The following is a 19,068-nucleotide window of genomic DNA, read 5'->3' on the forward strand; positions in this document are numbered from 1 at the left end:
AGACATAAGAACCAAGACACAGTTCTCACATCTCATGTCTCACATCTCAAATCTCATTTTATGAACAGAATCAAACAAAAACTACAAGAGGATGGAAAACTCCTCTCCATATATTTTACTGCAGGGTATCCCCAATTAAACGATACAGTGAAAATCATTCAAGATTTGGAAAAAAGTGGGGTTGACTTCATTGAAGTCGGCCTCCCCTTTAGCGACCCACTTGCGGACGGCCCTACCATTCAGGAAAGTTCCACCGTTGCCCTAAAAAATGGCATGCATACCGAACTTCTTTTTGAACAATTAAAGGACATTCGGAAGACCGTTTCCATTCCCTTGATCTTGATGGGGTATTTTAATCCTGTGCTTCAATATGGCGTTGAGAAATTTTGTCAAAAATGTCAGGAAATCGGTATTGATGGACTTATTCTTCCAGATTTGCCTCTGGATGTCTATCTAGATGAATACGAAGCCATCTTTAAGAAATATGGTCTCATCAATGTATTTTTGATTACTCCGCAGACTTCCGAAGATCGTATCAGGACTATTGATGCCGCTTCGGAAGGGTTTATCTACATGGTTAGTTCCGCAAGTACAACGGGTACCAAAGAAGGCTTCGGAGATGAACAAGCGGCCTATTTTAAACGTATTGCCGCCATGAATCTCAATAATCTCCAGATTGTTGGCTTTGGCATTAGCAATGCGCAAACATTTCAGCAGGCTACTGAAAAAGCAAAAGGAGCCATCATTGGTTCAGCATTCATTAAACACCTAGCTCGAAATGGTGCTAATGGTATTAGCGATTTTGTGAATCAAATTCGTTAATTTTCAGACTCAAAAACTGAACTCAAACGATGAGAAAAATTGTCTTTTTAATATCACTGCTGACGGCCATTTCGGTATCAGCACAAGATGACACGGCCATTAAATCGCAAGTTGCCGCAGCCATAACAGAATTAAGGGAATTTATTGCTATACCCAATGATGCCCTTAATGCCGATGACATTGATGACAATGTCCTATGGTTGAAACGAAAGTTTGGGGAACGTGGGTTTAACACGGCCATTCTGGAAACGGAAAACATGCCACTCTTTTTTGCGGCACTTCCAGTGGATGATGCCAAACCAACCCTACTGCTCTATATGCATTTTGATGGTCAGTCCGTGGATCCTTCTAAATGGGACCAGCCCAATCCGTATGAAGTGGTATTAAAAGCTCCAGAAGGTGATGGCTTTAAAACTATTTCTTTTGATGAACTCAATGATGACATCAATTATGATTGGCGTTTATTCGGTCGTTCCACTTCAGATGATAAATCACCGATAATTATACTGCTGAATACCATTGACCTTTTGAAAAAAGAAGGGAAAGAAATTCCATTCAATGTAAAGGTCATTTTGGATGGTGAGGAGGAAAAAAGTAGTAAACCGTTGCCCAAAGCGGTAAAGCAGTACCGTGAGCTGTTGGAGGCCGACTTTTTGGTCATCGCCGATGGCCCTGTACATCCTTCTGGCGACCCAACCGTTGTTTATGGTTGCAGGGGAATCACAACCTTGACCCTTACCACTTACGGACCCGTAAAGCCACAACACAGTGGACATTACGGCAATTATGCACCCAATCCAGGTTTTCAATTGGCCCAATTGCTTGCCAGCATGAAAGATTCCGATGGTAAAGTAACTATTCCAGGGTATTATGATGGCATTTCCATTGATGATACTACCAAAGATGTTTTAAAAAGCGTTCCTGATAGTGATGCCGAGATTTCAGATAAACTTCAGTTTAAATCTGCTGAAAAAGTGGGTGGGTTTTATCAAGAAGCGCTACAATATCCTTCCCTGAACATTCGTGGTTTGGGTTCTGGCTGGATAGGTGACAAAGCCCGGACCATTGTTCCTGAAAGCGCCACAGCGGAATTGGACCTTCGCTTGGTGGTTGAAACCGATGGCAATCAACTTAAAAAATTGGTGAAAGACCATATTACCAAACAAGGGTATACCCTATTTGACCATGTGCCTTCCAAAGAGGAACGCATGGCTCATGATAAAGTGGTAACCGTCACCGAGGGGAGCGTTACCGATGCCTTCCGAACTGATTTGGATAATCCCTACGGGCAGTTTTTAGTGAATACACTGCAGAACAGTTTTGGAAAAGATGTGATTCAAATCCGAACTACTGGAGGTACTGTACCCATTGCCCCTTTTATCAATGAATTGAAGATTCCTGCTTTTATTGTTCCCATGGTGAATCCTGATAATAATCAGCATAGCCCAAACGAAAATCTTAGAATTGGACAGTTAGCTTATGGGATCAAAGCGTTTTATGGAATGCTGACTTCTGAATTGAACTAAAAAAACTCCCGATATTGCATGACCCTGAAATCAACCGTATTGAAATCAGGGTTTTTTCTTTTAAGGTCTTTGTACAGTTGTAAGCTTCCCACGGCACGGTTGGCCGCACCAGAGGGAGCTGTTAAAGAAACGGTTTTGATGGTTCTCGACTGCCTGCCCGTCCGGCAGGCGGGCGCTCGAACTGACATATCATTTGATTTCAGCGGTAATTCAAACTCATGTATTCTTGGAACCTCATCTGATATCACTTTCAATTTCAAATTACGCTGTTTCAATTGCCTTCTGAAAAAATACTCGGGTCCATTTTTACTGTTCCCGCCAGTGAACAACAACGTAGTTATGTTTGGATAGTCTTGAAGATAACCCACTAAATCCCTGAGCACCACATTCTGCATTCCCAAATCCGAAGCATCAATCTTTTTACGCTCGGCACTGTGCACAATATCACAAACTCCTATTTTTTGCTTTCGCAAAAAATGCTCTCGTTGAGCTATTGCTTCAGCCGTATTCTCAAATTTCAGTTTTAAATCAAAAATACGGTCTAGAATGGGCCAAAGCATGCCATTGCAGCTTCCATAACAGAAATCCACATCTTCCGCTTTCAACTCACCCGTGGTGAAGCGAGGTGGTGGCAGTGTACCTATAATCAACTTCGTGGCCTCGGGAAATAAGAAGGGTTCGTAGGGATGTGTATGCTGAAATGGTTTTGAGTTCAAAGTCAAAAATTGAAGATTTTAAAATTTGAAGTCATTGCCAAAATTAGATGCTACAATCCTTGTGCGACCCTGAAACAAGTTCAGGGTGACGTTGTAACCCATAATAATTTTTTTATGCCGAGTTTCTACTGGCATTGATATTTCCGTACAGGGAACGGGTCACTATTTTCTCATACAAATCTTTGAATTCTGAATTCTGCGTAATGTGGTACAGCGCATTCTGCTGAATGACCAACAACGGTAACACAATCTTTTCCCTGATTTTTACAGATTCGCGGGAAACTGCTTCATCCTCCATAAGTATTTTTAACCCTGATATCTGCAAGAGCATCTTTTTGGAGAGTTCAAATTCATCATGCAAAATATTCCAAAATTCCCCAAATTCAGGATCCTCTTTCATGTAGCTGGTGAGATTAAAATTGGTTTTGGCCAAGGACATCATACTATTGAGCATCAATGCTTTAAAAAATGGCACCTCTCTGTACAGTTTTTTCACTTCATTGAGCCTGCCCTCATCCTTCAATTTCTGAAGCGCGGTTCCCAAACCAAAATATCCAGGTACGTTTTGCTTCAACTGGCTCCAAGAGCCTACAAAGGATATTGCCCTTAAATCGGAAAGGGTCAGTTGTGCCTTATTGCCGCGCTTGCCTGGTCTACTTCCTATATTGGCCTTTGTGTAATATTTTAGTGTACTTCTATTTTCCAAGTAAGGAATAAATTTCTCGTGTTGTTTTAGGGCATCGTACTTATCAAAACTGAGTTCTGAAAGTTCTTCCATCAACTTACGCTGGGCTCCTGAAATAACCAATTCTTTTCCAAAGATATTATTACTCAATCCAGCGGTGAGCAACTGTTCCGAGTTGTGCATAAACTGCTCTTTAGTACCGTAGGTACTGGTAATGGTCTGCCCTTGGATGGTCAACTGAATCTCATGGTTGGCCACATCTTTGGTCTGGGCCGCATAGAACCTATGGGTCTTACCTCCTCCTCTTGCTGGTGGTCCTCCCCTACCGTCAAAGAAAATGGCTTTGATTCCATTCTTCTTACAGACTTTGCTCAAGGTTTCCTTGGTTTTGAGAATAGACCAGTTAGCTTTTAGGTAACCTCCGTCCTTGGTACCATCCGAAAAGCCCAACATGATGGTATGGGTCTCATTTCTTCGTTCCAAATGCTTCCGATACGAAGGAATATCAAACAGCGTTTGCATCACTTCTTCTGAAACGTCCATACCCTTCATGGTCTCAAACAACGGAACAATGTCAAAGGTGATGTCCTTTTCATCCCATCCACACCATCTAAACAATCCAAAAACAAACAAAACGGAAAAAATATCCTCAGAGTTACTGATGATATATCGGTTGCAACCATCCTCACCATTCTTTTTCTGAATCTCGCCCAATTGCTTAATATTGGTAATGGTATCCTTTACAATATCATCCTCAAAATCATCCGCATTTAACGTGATATTTTCTTTCAACAACCATTTGATGAGTTCTTTTTCCTTAAGCTCGGAGATACTTTCTGTAATCGCCCCTTTTTGCTTCAATATGGTTTCCACAACCAATAAGTGCTTGCTATGGTCTTGGCGTATATCCAAAGTGGCAAAATGGGTCTTAAAAATATGGACCTTGTCAATGAACTTATCCAATTCATCCAAATAGAGCTCGTGATAGTTGGTCACCAGCTTTTCTCTCACATCCCGTAAATGCTCAACAATCTCCTCATAGGAAATCGGTGCTTTGGGGTCAAACATGGCATTGTACAGTTTACCGCTCAACGCATTAAGGCCACCTTGCATACCCTTGAAGGTCAATTTCTTGCGAAGACCCTTCAATTCATTATAATAGCATTTCATCAAGGTCAACCGCAATTCATCAGCCACTTGTTTGGTAATTTCCGATGTGACGAATGGGTTTCCATCGCGATCCCCTCCAGGCCAAAAGCCTAATTTCATGAGGTTATAGTTCTCAAAATCAGCATCCCTAATATTGCTTTTTACATACTGATATAATTCCCCAACTGCATCGTAGTAGGTATTCCGTAGAATGTAAATAATGTTTTTTGCCTCATCCAACGGCGTTGGCTTCTTTGCATTAATCAATGATGTAAGCCCCAATTGCTGAAGCGTAACATCAATGTCGTAAATCCTGTCTTCGTCAATAAGTGAACGCAATTCGGATATGATGTCCAATACAGCTGGAGTGTAAAATTGTGTTGGGTGGGCCGTTAAAACAATTCTGGCACTAAAGGTTGACAACTTTTTAGAAACCTTGTCCCAGTTTTTGGTACGGTTTACCAACTCAAAATAATCCTTGATGGTCAATGAGCTGCTATATTTCTGAAGTTTTGGAAAAGCAGAGTCCTCAACACTGTCATAAAGCACTACTTGACGCTCCACGTATTGAATAATACGAAACATAAAATCCAGACGCTCCCTTTCATCTTGAATGTTCACAAAATTGGAAAAGAAGACCTCCAAGATCTCTTTTGGCTCTTTACCTTCCTTAAGACCTTTTTCACATTGATCAAGCAAGAGTGGGATAAGCATACCCACATTCTCAATGTTCTTGTAGGGCAAACTTAAAAATAAGCTGTTGTATATATTGAACTTATTGGTTACCGATTTTTTAAACTCTTCTAATCGTCTGGACTGCTGCATGGGTTTCGGTGTTATATTTTTTTAGATTGAACATCCAAAGATCGGCAGAAAAGCCTAATCTGAGGATTAAATTTGGTTGTATCACAATTTAAGACAAGTGTTCCACAAACCTAACACCTTGTCTTGTTTTTTTAAAAGAAGTTTCCCCTAAATCTCGGAGAGAAAATTGCAGAAATTACCGAATGAACACGGGTTGATTTTTCTTAAGGGTATGTTCAGCACTAAACACATATCCGTCATAATCAAACCCTTTAATGTGGTCTAAGCTCTTGGCTTTGTTATCCAAAATATACCGCACCATGGAACCCCGAGCCTTTTTGGCAAAAAAACTGATTATTTTGAGTTTGTCGTTCTTCCAATCCTTAAAAATTGGTGTTATGACGGGAACTTTGAGTTTTTTTTCATCTATGGCTCCAAAATACTCGTTGCTTGCCAAGTTGACGAACAGCTCATCATCCTCCAGTTCATCATTTAAATAATCTGTGATTGGTTTTTGCCAAAACTCGTACAAGTTCTTTTTTCGCCCCACTTTTAATTGGGTGCCCATTTCTAAACGATAGGGTTGAATTAAATCCAAGGGCCTTAAAATACCATATAGACCTGAGAGAATGCGAAGGGTGTCCTGCAAGTCAGCCAGCTTCTTTTCTGGAATAGTATAGGCATCCAGTCCTTGATACACATCTCCGTTAAAGGCATATACCGCTGGTCTGGCATTGTCTGAGGTAAATGGCAATGAAAACTGTTGGTTCCGCTCCCAATTCAGCTCGGCCAAATTATCTGAAATGGACATCAGCTTGGACAACGCTTTAGGCTTTTTCTTTTTTAGGATGCCATTCAATTTTTCAGATTGTTCCAAAAATTGAGGCTGGGTATATTGAGATGTAGGCAAAGTGGTTTCAAAATCGAGCGACTTGGCCGGTGATACTACAATTTTCATTAGAAACTAATTTTTAGTAAAAATAGCGAGGTTTTTGGTATTGTGCCATGATATGCCAAAGGTGTTTTCAATCTTAAGATTGAAGGAAACTATGATTCGTTGTGTTTGGCGTATCCACGCCATTTTTCGATACAATTGATCATATCTTCCGGCAGTTCAGAATCAAAACGCATAAACTCGCCTGTCACTGGATGTTCAAAGCCCAAGGTCTTGGCATGTAGGGCCTGTCTGGGCAAAACCTTGAAGGCATTTTCCACAAACTGTTTATATTTAGTAAAGGTAGTGCCCTTTAAAATTTTATCCCCTCCGTAACGCTCATCATTGAACAGGGTGTGGCCAATATACTTCATGTGCACTCGAATCTGATGAGTTCGTCCGGTTTCCAATCGACATGAAACCAAGGTCACATAACCCAACCGTTCCAAAACCTTGAAGTGGGTCACGGCCTCTTTTCCTTCCTCACCATCCGGAAAGACCATCATCTGTAATCGATTTTTGGGATTTCGAGCAATATGGCCTTCCACGGTGCCCTCATCTTCCTCCACATTGCCCCAGACCAGAGCGACATATTCGCGCTCACTGCTTTTTTCAAAAAACTGCTGGGCCAAGTGGGTCATCGCCGTTTCGGTTTTGGCAATCACCAAAAGTCCGGAAGTGTCTTTGTCTATTCGATGTACCAAACCGGGTCGCTCCGAGCTATTGTTGGGTAAGTTATCAAAGTGATAGACAAGGGCATTAATTAAAGTGCCTGAGTAGTTTCCGTGACCGGGATGCACCACCATTCCTGCAGGTTTGTTCACCACTAAGAGAGCGTCATCCTCATGCACGATGTTCAATGGAATATTCTCTGGGGTGAGCAAAAACTCATAGGGCGGATGCTCAAACAACACCTTTACTTCATCTCCTGCCTTTACCTTGTAATTTTGTTTTACGATGGACCCGTTCACCCAAATATGGCCTTCCCTGGCTGCTTGTTGAATTTTATTTCGGGTGGCATTTTCAATAAAGTTCATCAAGAATTTATCGACCCGCAAAGGTTCCTGCCCTTTTGAAGCCACAAATTTATAATGCTCAAAAAGTTCATCTTGGGATAGTTCTTGATTTTCAGAATCGTCCATTACTCTTGGGAATCAGCCTGTACGCGTGCACTGCCGGGAATGGTTCCGTTACCGCAGATAAGCTCAACTTTTGAAGTTTTGGGCAATTTATCCCCGGGCTTAATGTATTTTCCCTTGTGCTTCATATTGTAGACCATATCCTTTCCAAGTTCATCAATATAGGTCACTCGTTCTACCTCCAAACCAACGGCCCGCAACATAGAGGCTGCATTACGTTGGGTCACTTGGATGATATCTGGCACACTTACTTTTTTATAGCCCGATGGGTTCACCGTGAAATAAATTTTTCGGTTGGACTTCACCTTGCTTCCGGCATGGGGATTTTGTTCTAAAATTGAGAATCTGGGATAATCTGGATTATAGTTGGATGAATCCAACACCTGATAGCGAAGTCCAGCTTCTTCCACTGCTGTTCGCATTTCAGATACGGACATTTTAGAGAAATCCGGGACCTCAACAAATTCGCCATGGTTGGTGGTGCTCTTTAACCATTGCAGGGCAATAAGGACCAACACCACAACAGCCACAACAGCCAACCCTAGCTGAATGAAGAATGTCTTGCTCTTTAAAAAATTCAAAAATTGCTTCATGCGAAATGCCTTATGTGGACAAATATAGGAAAGCCCGTCCTTTTTTCTTTATTTTGACTGAGCGATTCGATAAGCCAATGAAAAAAAACATTGCCATTGTAATGGGCGGTTATTCCAGCGAGTATGAAATTTCCATAAAGAGCGGTAACGTGGTTTATCGTTACATGGATAGTGAAAAATACAATCCATACCGAATTGTCATCACCAAGGACAAATGGGTTTATCTTAATGATTCGGATGAGGAGTTTCCTGTGGAAAAGTCAGATTTCAGTCTAGAACTCCAAGGCACAAAAATCAGTTTTGACTGTGTTTTTAATGCCATTCATGGAACCCCTGGAGAAGATGGTCTCCTTCAGGCTTATTTTGAATTGTTGGGCATCCCGCAAACCTCATGTAACCATTACGAAGCCGCACTTACCTTCAACAAGAGGGATTTACTGAGCACGCTTAAACCGTATGGGGTTAAATGTGCAGCGTCTTATTATTTGGATAAGGGTGATGCCATAGACGAGGATGCCATAGTGAAAAAGGTAGGGCTTCCTTGTTTTGTTAAGGCCAACAGGGCTGGCAGCAGCTATGGAATTTCCAAAGTCTATAAAAAAGAAGAGCTAAACAATGCTTTGGACAACGCTTTTTCAGAAGATGACGAAGTAATCATTGAATCATTTTTGGATGGCATTGAAGTTTCTGTGGGGGTTATCACCTACAAAAATCAAATTACAGTGCTGCCCATCACAGAGATTGTTTCTGAAAATGATTTTTTTGATTTTGAGGCCAAATATCAAGGGAAATCACAGGAAATAACCCCTGCCCGAATCTCCTCGAAACAAGAAGAAAATGTTAGGTACTGGGCAGAATACATATACAAAACCTTAGGCTTGAAAGGGTATTCCAGAAGTGAGTTCATCTTTATCGATGAAACCCCGTATTTATTGGAAGTCAATACCACACCAGGACTTACCGAGGAAAGCATTCTTCCCAAACAAGCTCAGGAAGCTGGAATATCTTTGAAAGAATTATTTACCAGTGCCATTGTAGAGGCTTTACGGTAGAAAATCAGTATTTTTAAACAAACTTTGCCATCCATGAGACGCGCCATCTTCCCTGGTTCCTTTGACCCTCTAACCTTAGGACACTATGACATCATAAAAAGGGGCATAACGCTTTTTGATGAATTGGTTATCGCCATCGGGATAAATGCCGACAAGAAATACATGTTTTCTTTGAAAGAGCGCACCAAGTTCATAAAAGAGGCTTTCAAGGATGAACCCAAAATCAAAGTGGTGACCTATGAAGGTCTAACCGTAGATTTTTGTAAAAAAATTGGGGCTGATTTTATTTTACGGGGGCTTCGCAACCCTGCGGATTTTGAATTTGAAAAAGCCATAGCACATACCAACAGAAAGCTCTCAGAAATTGAGACGGTCTTTTTGTTGACCTCCTCAGGCAAATCCTACATCAGTTCTTCCATTGTTAGGGATGTCATTAGAAATGGGGGTGATTACACAGGTTTGGTGCCCGATACCGTCATAGTAAAATCCTAATTTTTCCCTCTTTTTCTGTAACACTTCCCATAACGTTGGTAGTTAAATCTGTTGCCCTTATAAAAATCAAACCTTGACATTTATCAATAAAACAACATTTTTGAGCCTTTTCACAACAATTAATAAGTAAGAAAAATCAATACGTTTACATTGGTCAGAAATTTCTTAATTTTAAGAAAGTTTTCCTAATAACCCCCGTGTTTTGAAAACAGTTGAGAGTATTGCCCAACATTACTTACTGAAACAACTTCCTACGGCAACTGCACTTGTAGGCACCGATGGCATTCTTGTTGATGCTTCGGATTCTTGGCTGCATACCTTTGGTCTTTGTCCAAAAACTGACACCGGCATTCGTATTCATGATATTTTTAAGAACTTTAATCAAGAGTGTGGAAAAAGCTTAAAAGAATGTATCGGCAAAAGCATCACCCACACATGCAGATTCAGCAAAGGTGAGGGTTCTTCTGAACTGTGGTATGAAAATACCTTTACCCCATGGTACGACGAAAAAGAAAATTTAGTCGGTTCCATTATTCAGACCCAAAACATTACGGAAGAGATTCAAAAGGAGATTGAATTGGACAGGGTAACCAACCTGCAAAAAGCAATATCTGAAGTGGCAAAAGTAGGTTTTTGGGAATATGACTTAGCCTCGGAGCAACTCTTTTGGTGCGAAGAGACCAAAAAGATTCATAAAGTACCCTCTTCATACTCGCCCAAAGTAAACGAAGCCATTACTTTTTACAAGCAAGGATATAGTAGGAACAAGATATCCATGCTGTTTCATAAATCACTGGAAGAAGGCGTCTCTTTTAACGAGAAACTGACCATAATTACAGCCACCGGAGAAGAAAGATGGATAAAAGCCGCGGGGAAGCCTATTGAAAAAAACGGGAAGATTGTAAAGCTTTTTGGCACATTTCAAGATATCCATGACCAGGTTTTAACCGAAATGCAGACCCGGGAGAGTCAACAACTTTTGACCACACTTATTGACAATATTCCAATGAACGTATTCATCAAGGATACAGATTCCAGAAAAATTTTGGTCAATAAAGCTGAATGCGAGTACTTAGAAAAAAGCCAAGAAGAGCTGATTGGGACGACAGATTTTGACCTCTATACCAAGGAGAGTGCCAGAATCTCGCGGGATGAGGATTTGGAAGTGATGCGGTCCCAAAAACCCATGCTGGGTAAAGAAACGCTATGTATCCGAAAAAATGGGGAAACCACTCATTTTTTGACTTCAAAAATACCACTACTTGATTTGGAAGGCAAGGTAAATGGGATTATTGGAATCAGCATAGATATTTCTGGATTAAAAAAGAAGGAGGATCAATTAAGGAACCTTATCAATGTTACATCGCTACAAAACAAGAAGTTAATCAACTTTGCGCATATTGTTTCCCATAACCTTAGATCCCACTCTGCCAACTTCTCAATGCTATTGGAATTTTTGGTAAAAGAAGAGGATGAAGCCGAAAAAGAGCGCATTACAACCATGCTTTGTGGTGCTTCAAATGATCTTATGGAGACTTTGGAGGACCTTAACCAAATAGTTGACATCAACACGAATGTTAATTTGGAGAAAAAACCGATGAACCTACATGAAAGTGTAACACGGGTTGAAAAAAATCTTTCTGCCCTATTGGGTCAAAGCGAAGCGGAAATCCACAATAACGTGCCAAAAGATGTATTGGTTCAGAGTGTTCCAGCTTATTTGGATAGTATTATACTCAATCTGATAACCAACGCGGTGAAATACAAAAATCCCAGTAGAAAACCAGTCATCACCACAAACGCATGCAAACAAGATAAGACGGTCATCTTCAGTTTCACGGACAACGGACTGGGAATTGACCTAGAAAGATATGGGGAGAAAATATTTGGGATGTACAAAACGTTCCACAACAATAAAGAGGCTCGCGGGCTTGGTCTTTATATTATTAAGAACCAAATAGAGGCCATGGGCGGAAGTATAACAGTTAATAGTGAAGTAGGTAAGGGTACTACATTCAATGTGTATTTTAATGAAGAAAGTGAATAGCATATTTATCGTGGATGATGATCCAATAACGGTTTTTGGTATACGAAAAATGTTGAAGCCCGTTGCCATTTGTGAAGATGTTCAAATTTTCCAAAATGGAAAAGAAGCCTTGGACTCCATCATTCAACGAATGGAAGGAGGAGGTGATATTCCAGAGGTAATATTTTTGGACATAAACATGCCCATTATGGATGGATGGGATTTTTTGGATGAGGTAATGAAATTGAATCTATCGGAAAAAATCATCATCAACATGATTACGTCCTCCATAGATCCATTGGATTATCAAAAATGGAATGAGGCAAAGGCCAAATGCCTACATATTCTCAATTTCAAGAACAAACCTATATTTAAAATCGAGCCTACGGATTTGGATTGCATCGACCTTGCTTCCTGATCATAATATTCCGTATTTTTAAGCTTTTAACTGAATTTTTTCCATTCTAAAAGAGCTATACTATTTTGGTACGCTACGTCTTTATCCCCCTTGTGTTACTACTGGTATCCTGTGAGACGAAAACAGAGGACCAAGTAGCATCCTACCAAACGTTCTACGAAACCTCGAACGGTCTGGAAACCGCTACATATGAAGAGACTATTGCATTCTACATAAGGCTAGCCCGCGACTTTCCCGAAATCAACATCCACACCATCGGTAAAACAGACAGTGGTTATCCCCTCCACATGGTCACTTTTAATCCAGATGGCGATTTCAACTTTGAAAATGTCAGAAAGGAAAAATCCATCATCCTGATCAATAATGGTATCCATCCCGGTGAAAGTGACGGCATAGATGCAACCATGCTGCTCTATCGGGATTTGGCTACAGAAAAATTGCAACCCCCAGAGAAAACCATATTGGTCACCATTCCCATTTATAATATAGGTGGGGCACTCAATAGAAACTTAAACACCCGGGCCAACCAGAACGGACCATTGGAATATGGGTTTAGGGGCAACGCACAGAACTATGACCTTAACCGGGATTTCATTAAAATGGATACCAAGAATGCCAAAAGCTTCGCTGAAATATTCCATTTGGTAAAACCCGATGTCTTTATCGACAACCATGTGAGCAACGGTGCCGATTATCAGTATACGTTGACCCATTTGTTCACCCAGCACAATAAATTGGGAGGTGAATTGGGAGAATTTCTACACAAAGAGTTTATGCCCGATCTAGAAAATGCACTTGCTGAAAAAGATTGGGATATTACCCCATACGTCAATGTGTTCAATGTTCCGCCAGAACTTGGGTTCAGTCAATTTATGGACCACCCCAGGTATTCAACCGGGTACACTGCACTTTGGAACACCTTGGGCCTTATGGTTGAGACCCATATGCTAAAACCTTACAAACAGCGAGTTGAAGGCACATACGCCCTTATGGAAAGTCTGATTGATGTAGTGGAAAAAGAGCATGACACCATTAAATCCCTTCGAAGGGAAACAATCGAGGCCAACCCAAACCGTTCGGAATATTACTTTAATTGGACAGTGGACACCACACAAACCACCACCCTCAATTTTAAAGGATTTGAAGCCGACCGCTTACAAAGCGAGGTCACTGGATTACCTCGATTAAAATATGACCGCGACAGACCTTTCACCAAAGAAACTGTATACCGAAATTATTTTTATCCCGCGGATACGATTACGGTTCCTGCTGGCTATATCCTAAAACAAGGTTGGCAAAAGGTAATTGAACGTTTGGATGCCAACAAAATCAATTATTTTAAATTGGAAAAGGATACCACTCTGACCATTGAGGCTTATAAAATTGCTGATTTCCAAACTAGGGATATGCCTTATGAGGGACATTATCTGCACTATAACACCCAAGTGAAGAAGTATTCCAAGAAAGTTCGTTTTAGAGCCGGAGATATTGTGGTGCCAACCGCACAGACAGGTATCCGGTATATTTTGGAAACCTTGGAACCGCAAGGCGTGGATTCGTTCTTCAATTGGAATTTTTTTGATACCGTACTTCAACAAAAGGAAGGATTTTCACCCTATGTTTTTGAAGACGTTGCTTTGGAAATGCTGGAGAAAGATTCGGTGTTGCGGCAAAATTTTCTGTTCAAAAAAGAATTTGAACAAGATTTCGCTGAAAATTGGTATGCCCAATTGGATTGGATTTTTCATCAATCCAAATATTTGGAGGATGCCTATATGAACTATCCGGTATATAGAATTGCCAAAAACAGCGAAGCCGCCAATATTTTGGCTAAGCCATAGGTTTGGGATTTTCCTCAAACAATATCTTAATATTGTGATAGGAGTTTTCCAGGGCCTTTGCTGCTTTTTTGGGGCCTTTCCACTTTACCTTTACGATACCTTCTGATTTATCGCCCACCAGTTTCCCTTTATATGAAGTGGACATGGCAAACCAGTGCACCTCTTTCAGCTGGTATTCCCCAGCCCTTTTAAAAATATGGTAGGTGGTCCGTAGAAACTTATCAATAACGAGGTCCTTCACCCCGGTCTCCTCTTCCACCTCACGTAAAGCGGCATTCTCAATAGTTTCGCCCTTGTCCACCTTGCCCTTGGGCAAATCCCATTTCCCATTTCTAAAGATGAATAGAACCTTCCCCTTTGGATTGGTCACAAAACCACCTCCGGCTGCCACCACGGGAATTTTATGCCTGAACATCTTCATTAACTTTAGAATATCTGGATGGTAGATGTAAGCCTTCTTCAACTTTCCCTTTGCCAGCGACTCTATGACTTTTATGATGGAATCCTCTTCCAGTGAAAAGAGATTTCCATTGGAATTTTTTGGGCGCTCGTTTGTTAAAATCAGTGGGGACTCATTAACAAAAACTTCATACATTTGCGCAATGGTTTTAGATAAGGGAATTGCTAAAAAAACAGCAGAACTGCTTTTACAAATTAATGCAATTAAGTTGGAACCCGAAAATCCATTTACGTGGGCTTCGGGTTGGAAATCCCCAATTTATTGCGACAACAGGATAATGCTCTCGTATCCTGAAATCCGAAATTTTGTTCGTGAAGAGATGGCCAAACAGGTGGAAAACCTATACGGCAAACCTGATGTCATCGCAGGAGTGGCCACTGGGGCCATTGGTATCGGTATTTTGGTGGCCGAAGCCCTTGGGTTACCATTCATTTATGTGAGACCAGAACCCAAATCCCATGGAAGACAGAACCAGATCGAAGGCAATTTGGCATCCGGCCAAACTGTTGTGGTCATTGAAGACCTTATCAGCACTGGAAAAAGCAGCCTCAATGCCGTACGGGCGTTAAAAGAAAGTGGTGCCAACGTAAAAGGTATGCTGGCCATTTTCACCTATGGTTTTCCTGTGGCAACCACCAACTTTGAAAAAGAAGAAGTGGAACTCCATACCCTTTCAGATTATGAGCACCTTATTGAACAGGCTTCTGAAACCCACTATGTCAAAGAATCACAATTAAAAACCCTTTTGCAGTGGAAATCCAATCCACAGCAATGGAAATAATCCTTCAAACATGCACATTGAAGTCCCTAAAAAGAAAATAACTAAAAGCGACAAGGAAGTTTTTGATTTTCTTACCGACATCAAAAACTTTGAGACACTCATGCCTGCAAATATTGACAAATTTGAAGTTTTGGACGAAAAAACCTTCAAGTTTGCCCTAAAGGGCATGCCCGAAATTACGTTGCGGCTAAAAGAACAAATTCCACATGAAAAGGTAATCCTTGGAGCTGCAAGTGATAAGCTTCCATTTACCTTAACGGGCGATATTACCGCATTGAGCGATAATGAAAGTGAGGTGGCACTGAGTTTTGAAGGCGAGTTCAATGCCATGATGGCCATGATGATTAAAACTCCTATTACCAATTTCATGGAAACATTGTCATCAAACATGGATAAAATAGGTCAGTAAAGCAAGGTAACCTCTTTTAAGTCGAATTCCTTGAAGATATGATCTTCGAGTTCCAAAACTAGCTTGCCAGAGCCGGATATTCTTCGGATGAATCCCATGAACATTTCGCCATTGACATCTGTAAAGGTGGATGGCTTGTCCTTTCGGAATAAAAGACGTTCATAGGAAGGCAATAATTGGATGACGGTTTTTTGTTCAATGCCTTTAAAACGATGTTCCATTTGTTCCAAAATTTTGTGAAGGAGCTCATTCAAATCAAAAATACGCCCACTTACCGAGCTCAATGAACCTGCTTTTTCCAAATTTTTAAAGGAGGTTTGGTTTACATTCAATCCAATTCCTATGATGGAATGCTGCACCAACTGTCCTTTCATGATGTTTTCTATTAATATGCCACATATTTTCTGTGAACCTGACATTATGTCGTTGGGCCATTTTACACTGACATTGGGTATGGCAAATTCCGCAAGCACATCACAAACGGCCAAGGAAACACAGATGTTCAAATTAAATTGATGTGCGGCCTGAAGTGCGTCAAATCTTTTTAATATACTGAATGTCAAATTTTTACCTCCTTCAGTTTGCCAAGAAGACCCCATTTGCCCCCTACCCTTCAACTGATTTTTAGCCACAACCACCGTATGGTCCAAAGCATTTTTGGACCGTAAAAGACCCTTTAAATACAGATTTGTGGAGTCCGTGGCATCAAGTTTGATTATTCGTGGTAGCTCTCCCAATGTGGTACGGCTTTATGATATGTTAAATACTAAGGCTAAGAAAGCAAAAAAAACATAACTTTGTAAAAACTAAAATTTTTGAATGCAGAAAACGAAAGCAAGCGCAGATGAACTGATTGCCTTAATTTTGAATGGGATTGAAGACGTTAAAGGAGTTGACATAAATCTACTTGATCTTAGGGAAATCGAAAACACAGTCTGCGACTACTTTATAATCTGCAATGGTACTTCCAATACGCATGTAAACGCAATTGTCTCCTCCATTCAAAAGACCGTGAGCAAGGCCATACATGATAAGCCTTGGCACATTGAAGGTTCTGAGAACGCAGAATGGGTCTTAATGGATTATGTAAATGTTGTAGTACATGTATTTCAAAAACACATCAGGGAATTCTACGACATTGAGGGGCTTTGGGGAGATGCTAAAGTAACCCTAGTGGAGAGCAGCTACAATTCTTAAAAAACAATGGCAAAAGAAAACAATCCAAATAACGCTCCTAAGAAACCTCGTTTTAGTTCGTGGTGGATTTATGGTGTGGTCATCGCTTTGATTATTGGCTTCCAATTTTTTGGAGGCAGTACATTCACGAATACTGAAAAAACCACAACTTCCGAACTTCAAGAGTTTTTACGAAATGGTGACATTGATAAAATCGTCATCATTACCAATACACGTCAGGCCAAGGTTTTTTTAACCGAAGAGGGCTTAAAAAAGGATGTGCACAAAGGTGTTGCCGAAAAGCCGCTTTTTCCGAGCACAGGTCTAGTACCACAATATGTTCTGGATTATGGCGACCTTCAGATATTTCAGAATGAAATCACCGAGATAAAGAAAGAGAACAATTTAGATACCATCATTGAGTTTGATACAGAATCCAATGTATTGGGTGAGCTATTGCTCTCCCTGCTGCCATTTGCCTTGATTATCGGTATTTGGATTTACCTGATGCGAAGAATGTCCGGCGGTGCTGGAGGAGGGGCTGGTGGTCAGATTTTCAACATCGGAAAATCCAAAGCAAAGCTTTTCGACGAAAAAACAGATACCAGAACTTCTTTCAAGGATGTAGCCGGATTAGAAGGTGCCAAGGAAGAAGTCCAAGAAATTGTGGAGTTCCTTAAAAATCCTGATAAATACACCTCTTTGGGTGGTAAGATTCCAAAAGGAGCCCTCTTGGTAGGCCCTCCTGGAACCGGTAAGACTTTGTTGGCCAAAGCCGTTGCCGGTGAAGCCAAGGTTCCCTTTTTCTCATTGTCTGGTTCTGATTTTGTGGAAATGTTCGTTGGTGTGGGTGCATCACGGGTACGGGATTTGTTCAAACAAGCCAAGGATAAATCGCCAGCCATTATTTTTATTGATGAAATTGACGCCATTGGACGTGCCAGAGGAAAGAACAACTTTACCGGCTCTAATGATGAACGTGAAAATACACTCAACCAATTATTGACCGAAATGGACGGTTTTGGAACCAATACCAACGTTATTGTATTGGCCGCTACCAACCGTGCCGATGTATTGGACAAGGCCTTAATGCGTGCCGGACGATTTGACCGTCAAATCTACGTGGACCTCCCTGACCTTAACGAAAGAAAAGAAATTTTTGAAGTACACCTTCGCCCCATCAAAACTGCTGAAACCCTTGATTTGGACTTTTTGGCCAAACAAACCCCTGGTTTCTCCGGTGCCGATATTGCCAACGTTTGCAACGAAGCTGCCTTAATCGCCGCCCGAAAGGAGAAAAAAGCGGTCACCAAGCAAGATTTCTTGGATGCTGTGGATAGAATTGTGGGTGGACTGGAAAAGAAAAACAAAATCATCACTCCAGAGGAGAAAAAGACCATTGCTTACCACGAGGCAGGTCACGCCACCGTAAGTTGGATGCTGGAACATGCCGCACCTTTGGTGAAAGTCACCATTGTGCCACGTGGACAATCTTTGGGTGCCGCTTGGTACCTTCCAGAAGAGCGATTGATTGTTCGACCTGAGCAAATGCTGGACGAAATGTGCGCTACAATGGGTGGCCGTGCCGCTGAGAAGGTCATGTTCGACAAAATCTCCACCGGAGCCTTGAGCGACTTGGAAAAAGTAACCAAACAAGCTCGTGCCATGGTCACCATATATGGCCTTAATGATGAATTGGGGAACATTACCTATTATGATTCCTCCGGGCAGAACGAGTATGGTTTCACCAAGCCTTATAGTGAGGAAACCGCACAAAAAATCGACTTGGAAATTTCCAAGATGATTGAGGAGCAGTACCAACGTGCCATTAAATTATTGGCCGATAATAAAGACAAACTCACTGAGCTCGCTGACAGACTCTTGGAAAAAGAAGTTATCTTTAAGGACGATTTGGAAAAGATTTTTGGCAAGAGGCCCTTCGAGAAAGAAGAATTGAAAGAAGAAGAAGAAGAAGAAGAAGAAGCAAAATAAAATTCAAGTTCAGTTAGACGTATAAATTGATATTGAAAAAAAGCACTTGATAC

Annotated in this window: 18 protein-coding genes; 11 read left to right on the forward strand and 7 right to left on the reverse strand. The window is 41.0% G+C overall.

Going from position 1 to position 19,068, the window contains the following annotated elements:
* Positions 1 to 60: 60 nt before the first annotated feature.
* Together trpA and AB1A65_RS00210 are read left to right on the forward strand one after the other, a co-directional pair.
* The gene (gene trpA / locus AB1A65_RS00205) at positions 61 to 822 is read left to right on the forward strand and encodes a tryptophan synthase subunit alpha (protein WP_366584419.1); all 762 of its coding nucleotides are present in this window, start codon (positions 61 to 63) and stop codon (positions 820 to 822) included.
* A gap of 29 nt (positions 823 to 851) precedes the next feature.
* On the forward strand, positions 852 to 2,348 hold the full coding sequence (locus tag AB1A65_RS00210) for a M20/M25/M40 family metallo-hydrolase (protein ID WP_366584421.1): 1,497 nt from the start codon (positions 852 to 854) through the stop codon (positions 2,346 to 2,348).
* Here the strand turns inward: AB1A65_RS00210 and AB1A65_RS00215 are convergent.
* From AB1A65_RS00215 to AB1A65_RS00235, 5 genes are all read right to left on the reverse strand, one after another.
* Positions 2,345 to 3,064, reverse strand: a complete 720-nt coding sequence (locus AB1A65_RS00215; protein ID WP_366584423.1) for a uracil-DNA glycosylase family protein — start codon at positions 3,062 to 3,064, stop codon at positions 2,345 to 2,347. The two genes, AB1A65_RS00210 and AB1A65_RS00215, sit on opposite strands and share 4 nt — an antisense overlap.
* Positions 3,065 to 3,176: 112 nt before the next feature.
* Positions 3,177 to 5,723: a phosphoenolpyruvate carboxylase gene (locus AB1A65_RS00220; protein WP_366584425.1), complete on the reverse strand. Its 2,547-nt coding sequence runs from the start codon at positions 5,721 to 5,723 to the stop codon at positions 3,177 to 3,179.
* 175 nt (positions 5,724 to 5,898) lie between these two features.
* Entirely contained in the window at positions 5,899 to 6,660 is a 762-nt protein-coding gene (gene yaaA / locus AB1A65_RS00225; protein ID WP_366584427.1) for a peroxide stress protein YaaA, read from the reverse strand.
* Between the two features lie 89 nt (positions 6,661 to 6,749).
* Complete coding sequence (locus tag AB1A65_RS00230) at positions 6,750 to 7,778, reverse strand: RluA family pseudouridine synthase (protein ID WP_366584430.1); 1,029 nt, start codon at positions 7,776 to 7,778, stop codon at positions 6,750 to 6,752.
* A complete protein-coding gene (locus AB1A65_RS00235; protein ID WP_366584432.1) occupies positions 7,778 to 8,368 on the reverse strand; it encodes a PASTA domain-containing protein in 591 nt (196 codons plus the stop codon). The genes AB1A65_RS00230 and AB1A65_RS00235 overlap by 1 nt, the downstream gene beginning before the upstream one ends.
* 77 nt (positions 8,369 to 8,445) lie before the next feature.
* Between AB1A65_RS00235 and AB1A65_RS00240 the strand changes: the two genes are divergently transcribed.
* The 5 genes from AB1A65_RS00240 to AB1A65_RS00260 all read left to right on the forward strand — a co-directional run bounded on the left by AB1A65_RS00240 (position 8,446) and on the right by AB1A65_RS00260 (position 14,197).
* On the forward strand, positions 8,446 to 9,420 hold the full coding sequence (locus AB1A65_RS00240; protein WP_366584433.1) for a D-alanine--D-alanine ligase: 975 nt from the start codon (positions 8,446 to 8,448) through the stop codon (positions 9,418 to 9,420).
* A gap of 33 nt (positions 9,421 to 9,453) precedes the next feature.
* Positions 9,454 to 9,912 carry a pantetheine-phosphate adenylyltransferase gene (gene coaD, locus AB1A65_RS00245; RefSeq protein WP_366584435.1) on the forward strand — a complete coding sequence of 153 codons (459 nt, stop codon included), beginning with the start codon at positions 9,454 to 9,456 and terminating at the stop codon, positions 9,910 to 9,912.
* A gap of 202 nt (positions 9,913 to 10,114) precedes the next feature.
* Positions 10,115 to 11,959, forward strand: a complete 1,845-nt coding sequence (locus tag AB1A65_RS00250) for a PAS domain-containing protein (RefSeq protein WP_366584437.1) — start codon at positions 10,115 to 10,117, stop codon at positions 11,957 to 11,959.
* A complete protein-coding gene (locus AB1A65_RS00255) occupies positions 11,943 to 12,356 on the forward strand; it encodes a response regulator (RefSeq protein ID WP_366584439.1) in 414 nt (137 codons plus the stop codon). Before AB1A65_RS00250 ends, AB1A65_RS00255 begins: the two co-directional genes overlap by 17 nt.
* A gap of 92 nt (positions 12,357 to 12,448) precedes the next feature.
* Positions 12,449 to 14,197 (forward strand): M14 family metallopeptidase, encoded by a 1,749-nt coding sequence (locus AB1A65_RS00260; protein WP_366584441.1) that lies wholly within the window; start codon positions 12,449 to 12,451, stop codon positions 14,195 to 14,197.
* Here AB1A65_RS00260 and AB1A65_RS00265 read toward each other — a convergent pair.
* On the reverse strand, positions 14,187 to 14,792 hold the full coding sequence (locus AB1A65_RS00265; RefSeq protein WP_366584443.1) for an NUDIX domain-containing protein: 606 nt from the start codon (positions 14,790 to 14,792) through the stop codon (positions 14,187 to 14,189). The genes AB1A65_RS00260 and AB1A65_RS00265 overlap by 11 nt on opposite strands.
* Positions 14,793 to 14,799: 7 nt before the next feature.
* On the opposite strand from AB1A65_RS00265, the gene pyrE reads away from it, so the two are divergent.
* Together pyrE and AB1A65_RS00275 are read left to right on the forward strand one after the other, a co-directional pair.
* Positions 14,800 to 15,438 (forward strand): orotate phosphoribosyltransferase, encoded by a 639-nt coding sequence (gene pyrE, locus AB1A65_RS00270; RefSeq protein WP_366584444.1) that lies wholly within the window; start codon positions 14,800 to 14,802, stop codon positions 15,436 to 15,438.
* 10 nt (positions 15,439 to 15,448) lie between these two features.
* Entirely contained in the window at positions 15,449 to 15,847 is a 399-nt protein-coding gene (locus tag AB1A65_RS00275) for an SRPBCC family protein (RefSeq protein ID WP_366584446.1), read from the forward strand.
* Here the strand turns inward: AB1A65_RS00275 and AB1A65_RS00280 are convergent.
* The gene (locus AB1A65_RS00280; protein WP_366584448.1) at positions 15,841 to 16,584 is read right to left on the reverse strand and encodes a biotin--[acetyl-CoA-carboxylase] ligase; all 744 of its coding nucleotides are present in this window, start codon (positions 16,582 to 16,584) and stop codon (positions 15,841 to 15,843) included. The two genes, AB1A65_RS00275 and AB1A65_RS00280, sit on opposite strands and share 7 nt — an antisense overlap.
* A gap of 82 nt (positions 16,585 to 16,666) precedes the next feature.
* Here AB1A65_RS00280 and rsfS point away from each other — a divergent pair, with 82 nt between their 5' ends.
* Both rsfS and ftsH read left to right on the forward strand, forming a co-directional pair.
* Positions 16,667 to 17,044, forward strand: coding sequence for a ribosome silencing factor (gene rsfS, locus AB1A65_RS00285; RefSeq protein ID WP_366584450.1), 378 nt, complete (start codon positions 16,667 to 16,669; stop codon positions 17,042 to 17,044).
* 6 nt (positions 17,045 to 17,050) lie between these two features.
* Positions 17,051 to 19,015: an ATP-dependent zinc metalloprotease FtsH gene (ftsH, locus tag AB1A65_RS00290; RefSeq protein WP_366584452.1), complete on the forward strand. Its 1,965-nt coding sequence runs from the start codon at positions 17,051 to 17,053 to the stop codon at positions 19,013 to 19,015.
* Positions 19,016 to 19,068: the final 53 nt, after the last annotated feature.

This window comes from Allomuricauda sp. ANG21 (assembly GCF_040705235.1).
In the GTDB taxonomy this organism is placed as follows: domain Bacteria; phylum Bacteroidota; class Bacteroidia; order Flavobacteriales; family Flavobacteriaceae; genus Flagellimonas; species Flagellimonas marina.

What these genes read in the sequence shown, in the direction of transcription:
- AB1A65_RS00275 (WP_366584446.1), top strand. Translation starts at nt 15,449, where the DNA reads ATGCACATTGAAGTCCCTAAAAAGAAAATAACTAAAAGCGACAAGGAA.
- coaD (WP_366584435.1), top strand. Translation starts at nt 9,454, where the DNA reads ATGAGACGCGCCATCTTCCCTGGTTCCTTTGACCCTCTAACCTTAGGA.
- AB1A65_RS00230 (WP_366584430.1), bottom strand. Translation starts at nt 7,778, where the DNA reads ATGGACGATTCTGAAAATCAAGAACTATCCCAAGATGAACTTTTTGAG.
- AB1A65_RS00210 (WP_366584421.1), top strand. Translation starts at nt 852, where the DNA reads ATGAGAAAAATTGTCTTTTTAATATCACTGCTGACGGCCATTTCGGTA.
- trpA (WP_366584419.1), top strand. Translation starts at nt 61, where the DNA reads ATGAACAGAATCAAACAAAAACTACAAGAGGATGGAAAACTCCTCTCC.
- AB1A65_RS00240 (WP_366584433.1), top strand. Translation starts at nt 8,446, where the DNA reads ATGAAAAAAAACATTGCCATTGTAATGGGCGGTTATTCCAGCGAGTAT.
- ftsH (WP_366584452.1), top strand. Translation starts at nt 17,051, where the DNA reads ATGGCAAAAGAAAACAATCCAAATAACGCTCCTAAGAAACCTCGTTTT.
- AB1A65_RS00265 (WP_366584443.1), bottom strand. Translation starts at nt 14,792, where the DNA reads ATGTATGAAGTTTTTGTTAATGAGTCCCCACTGATTTTAACAAACGAG.
- rsfS (WP_366584450.1), top strand. Translation starts at nt 16,667, where the DNA reads ATGCAGAAAACGAAAGCAAGCGCAGATGAACTGATTGCCTTAATTTTG.
- AB1A65_RS00255 (WP_366584439.1), top strand. Translation starts at nt 11,943, where the DNA reads ATGAAGAAAGTGAATAGCATATTTATCGTGGATGATGATCCAATAACG.
- AB1A65_RS00235 (WP_366584432.1), bottom strand. Translation starts at nt 8,368, where the DNA reads ATGAAGCAATTTTTGAATTTTTTAAAGAGCAAGACATTCTTCATTCAG.
- yaaA (WP_366584427.1), bottom strand. Translation starts at nt 6,660, where the DNA reads ATGAAAATTGTAGTATCACCGGCCAAGTCGCTCGATTTTGAAACCACT.
- pyrE (WP_366584444.1), top strand. Translation starts at nt 14,800, where the DNA reads ATGGTTTTAGATAAGGGAATTGCTAAAAAAACAGCAGAACTGCTTTTA.
- AB1A65_RS00220 (WP_366584425.1), bottom strand. Translation starts at nt 5,723, where the DNA reads ATGCAGCAGTCCAGACGATTAGAAGAGTTTAAAAAATCGGTAACCAAT.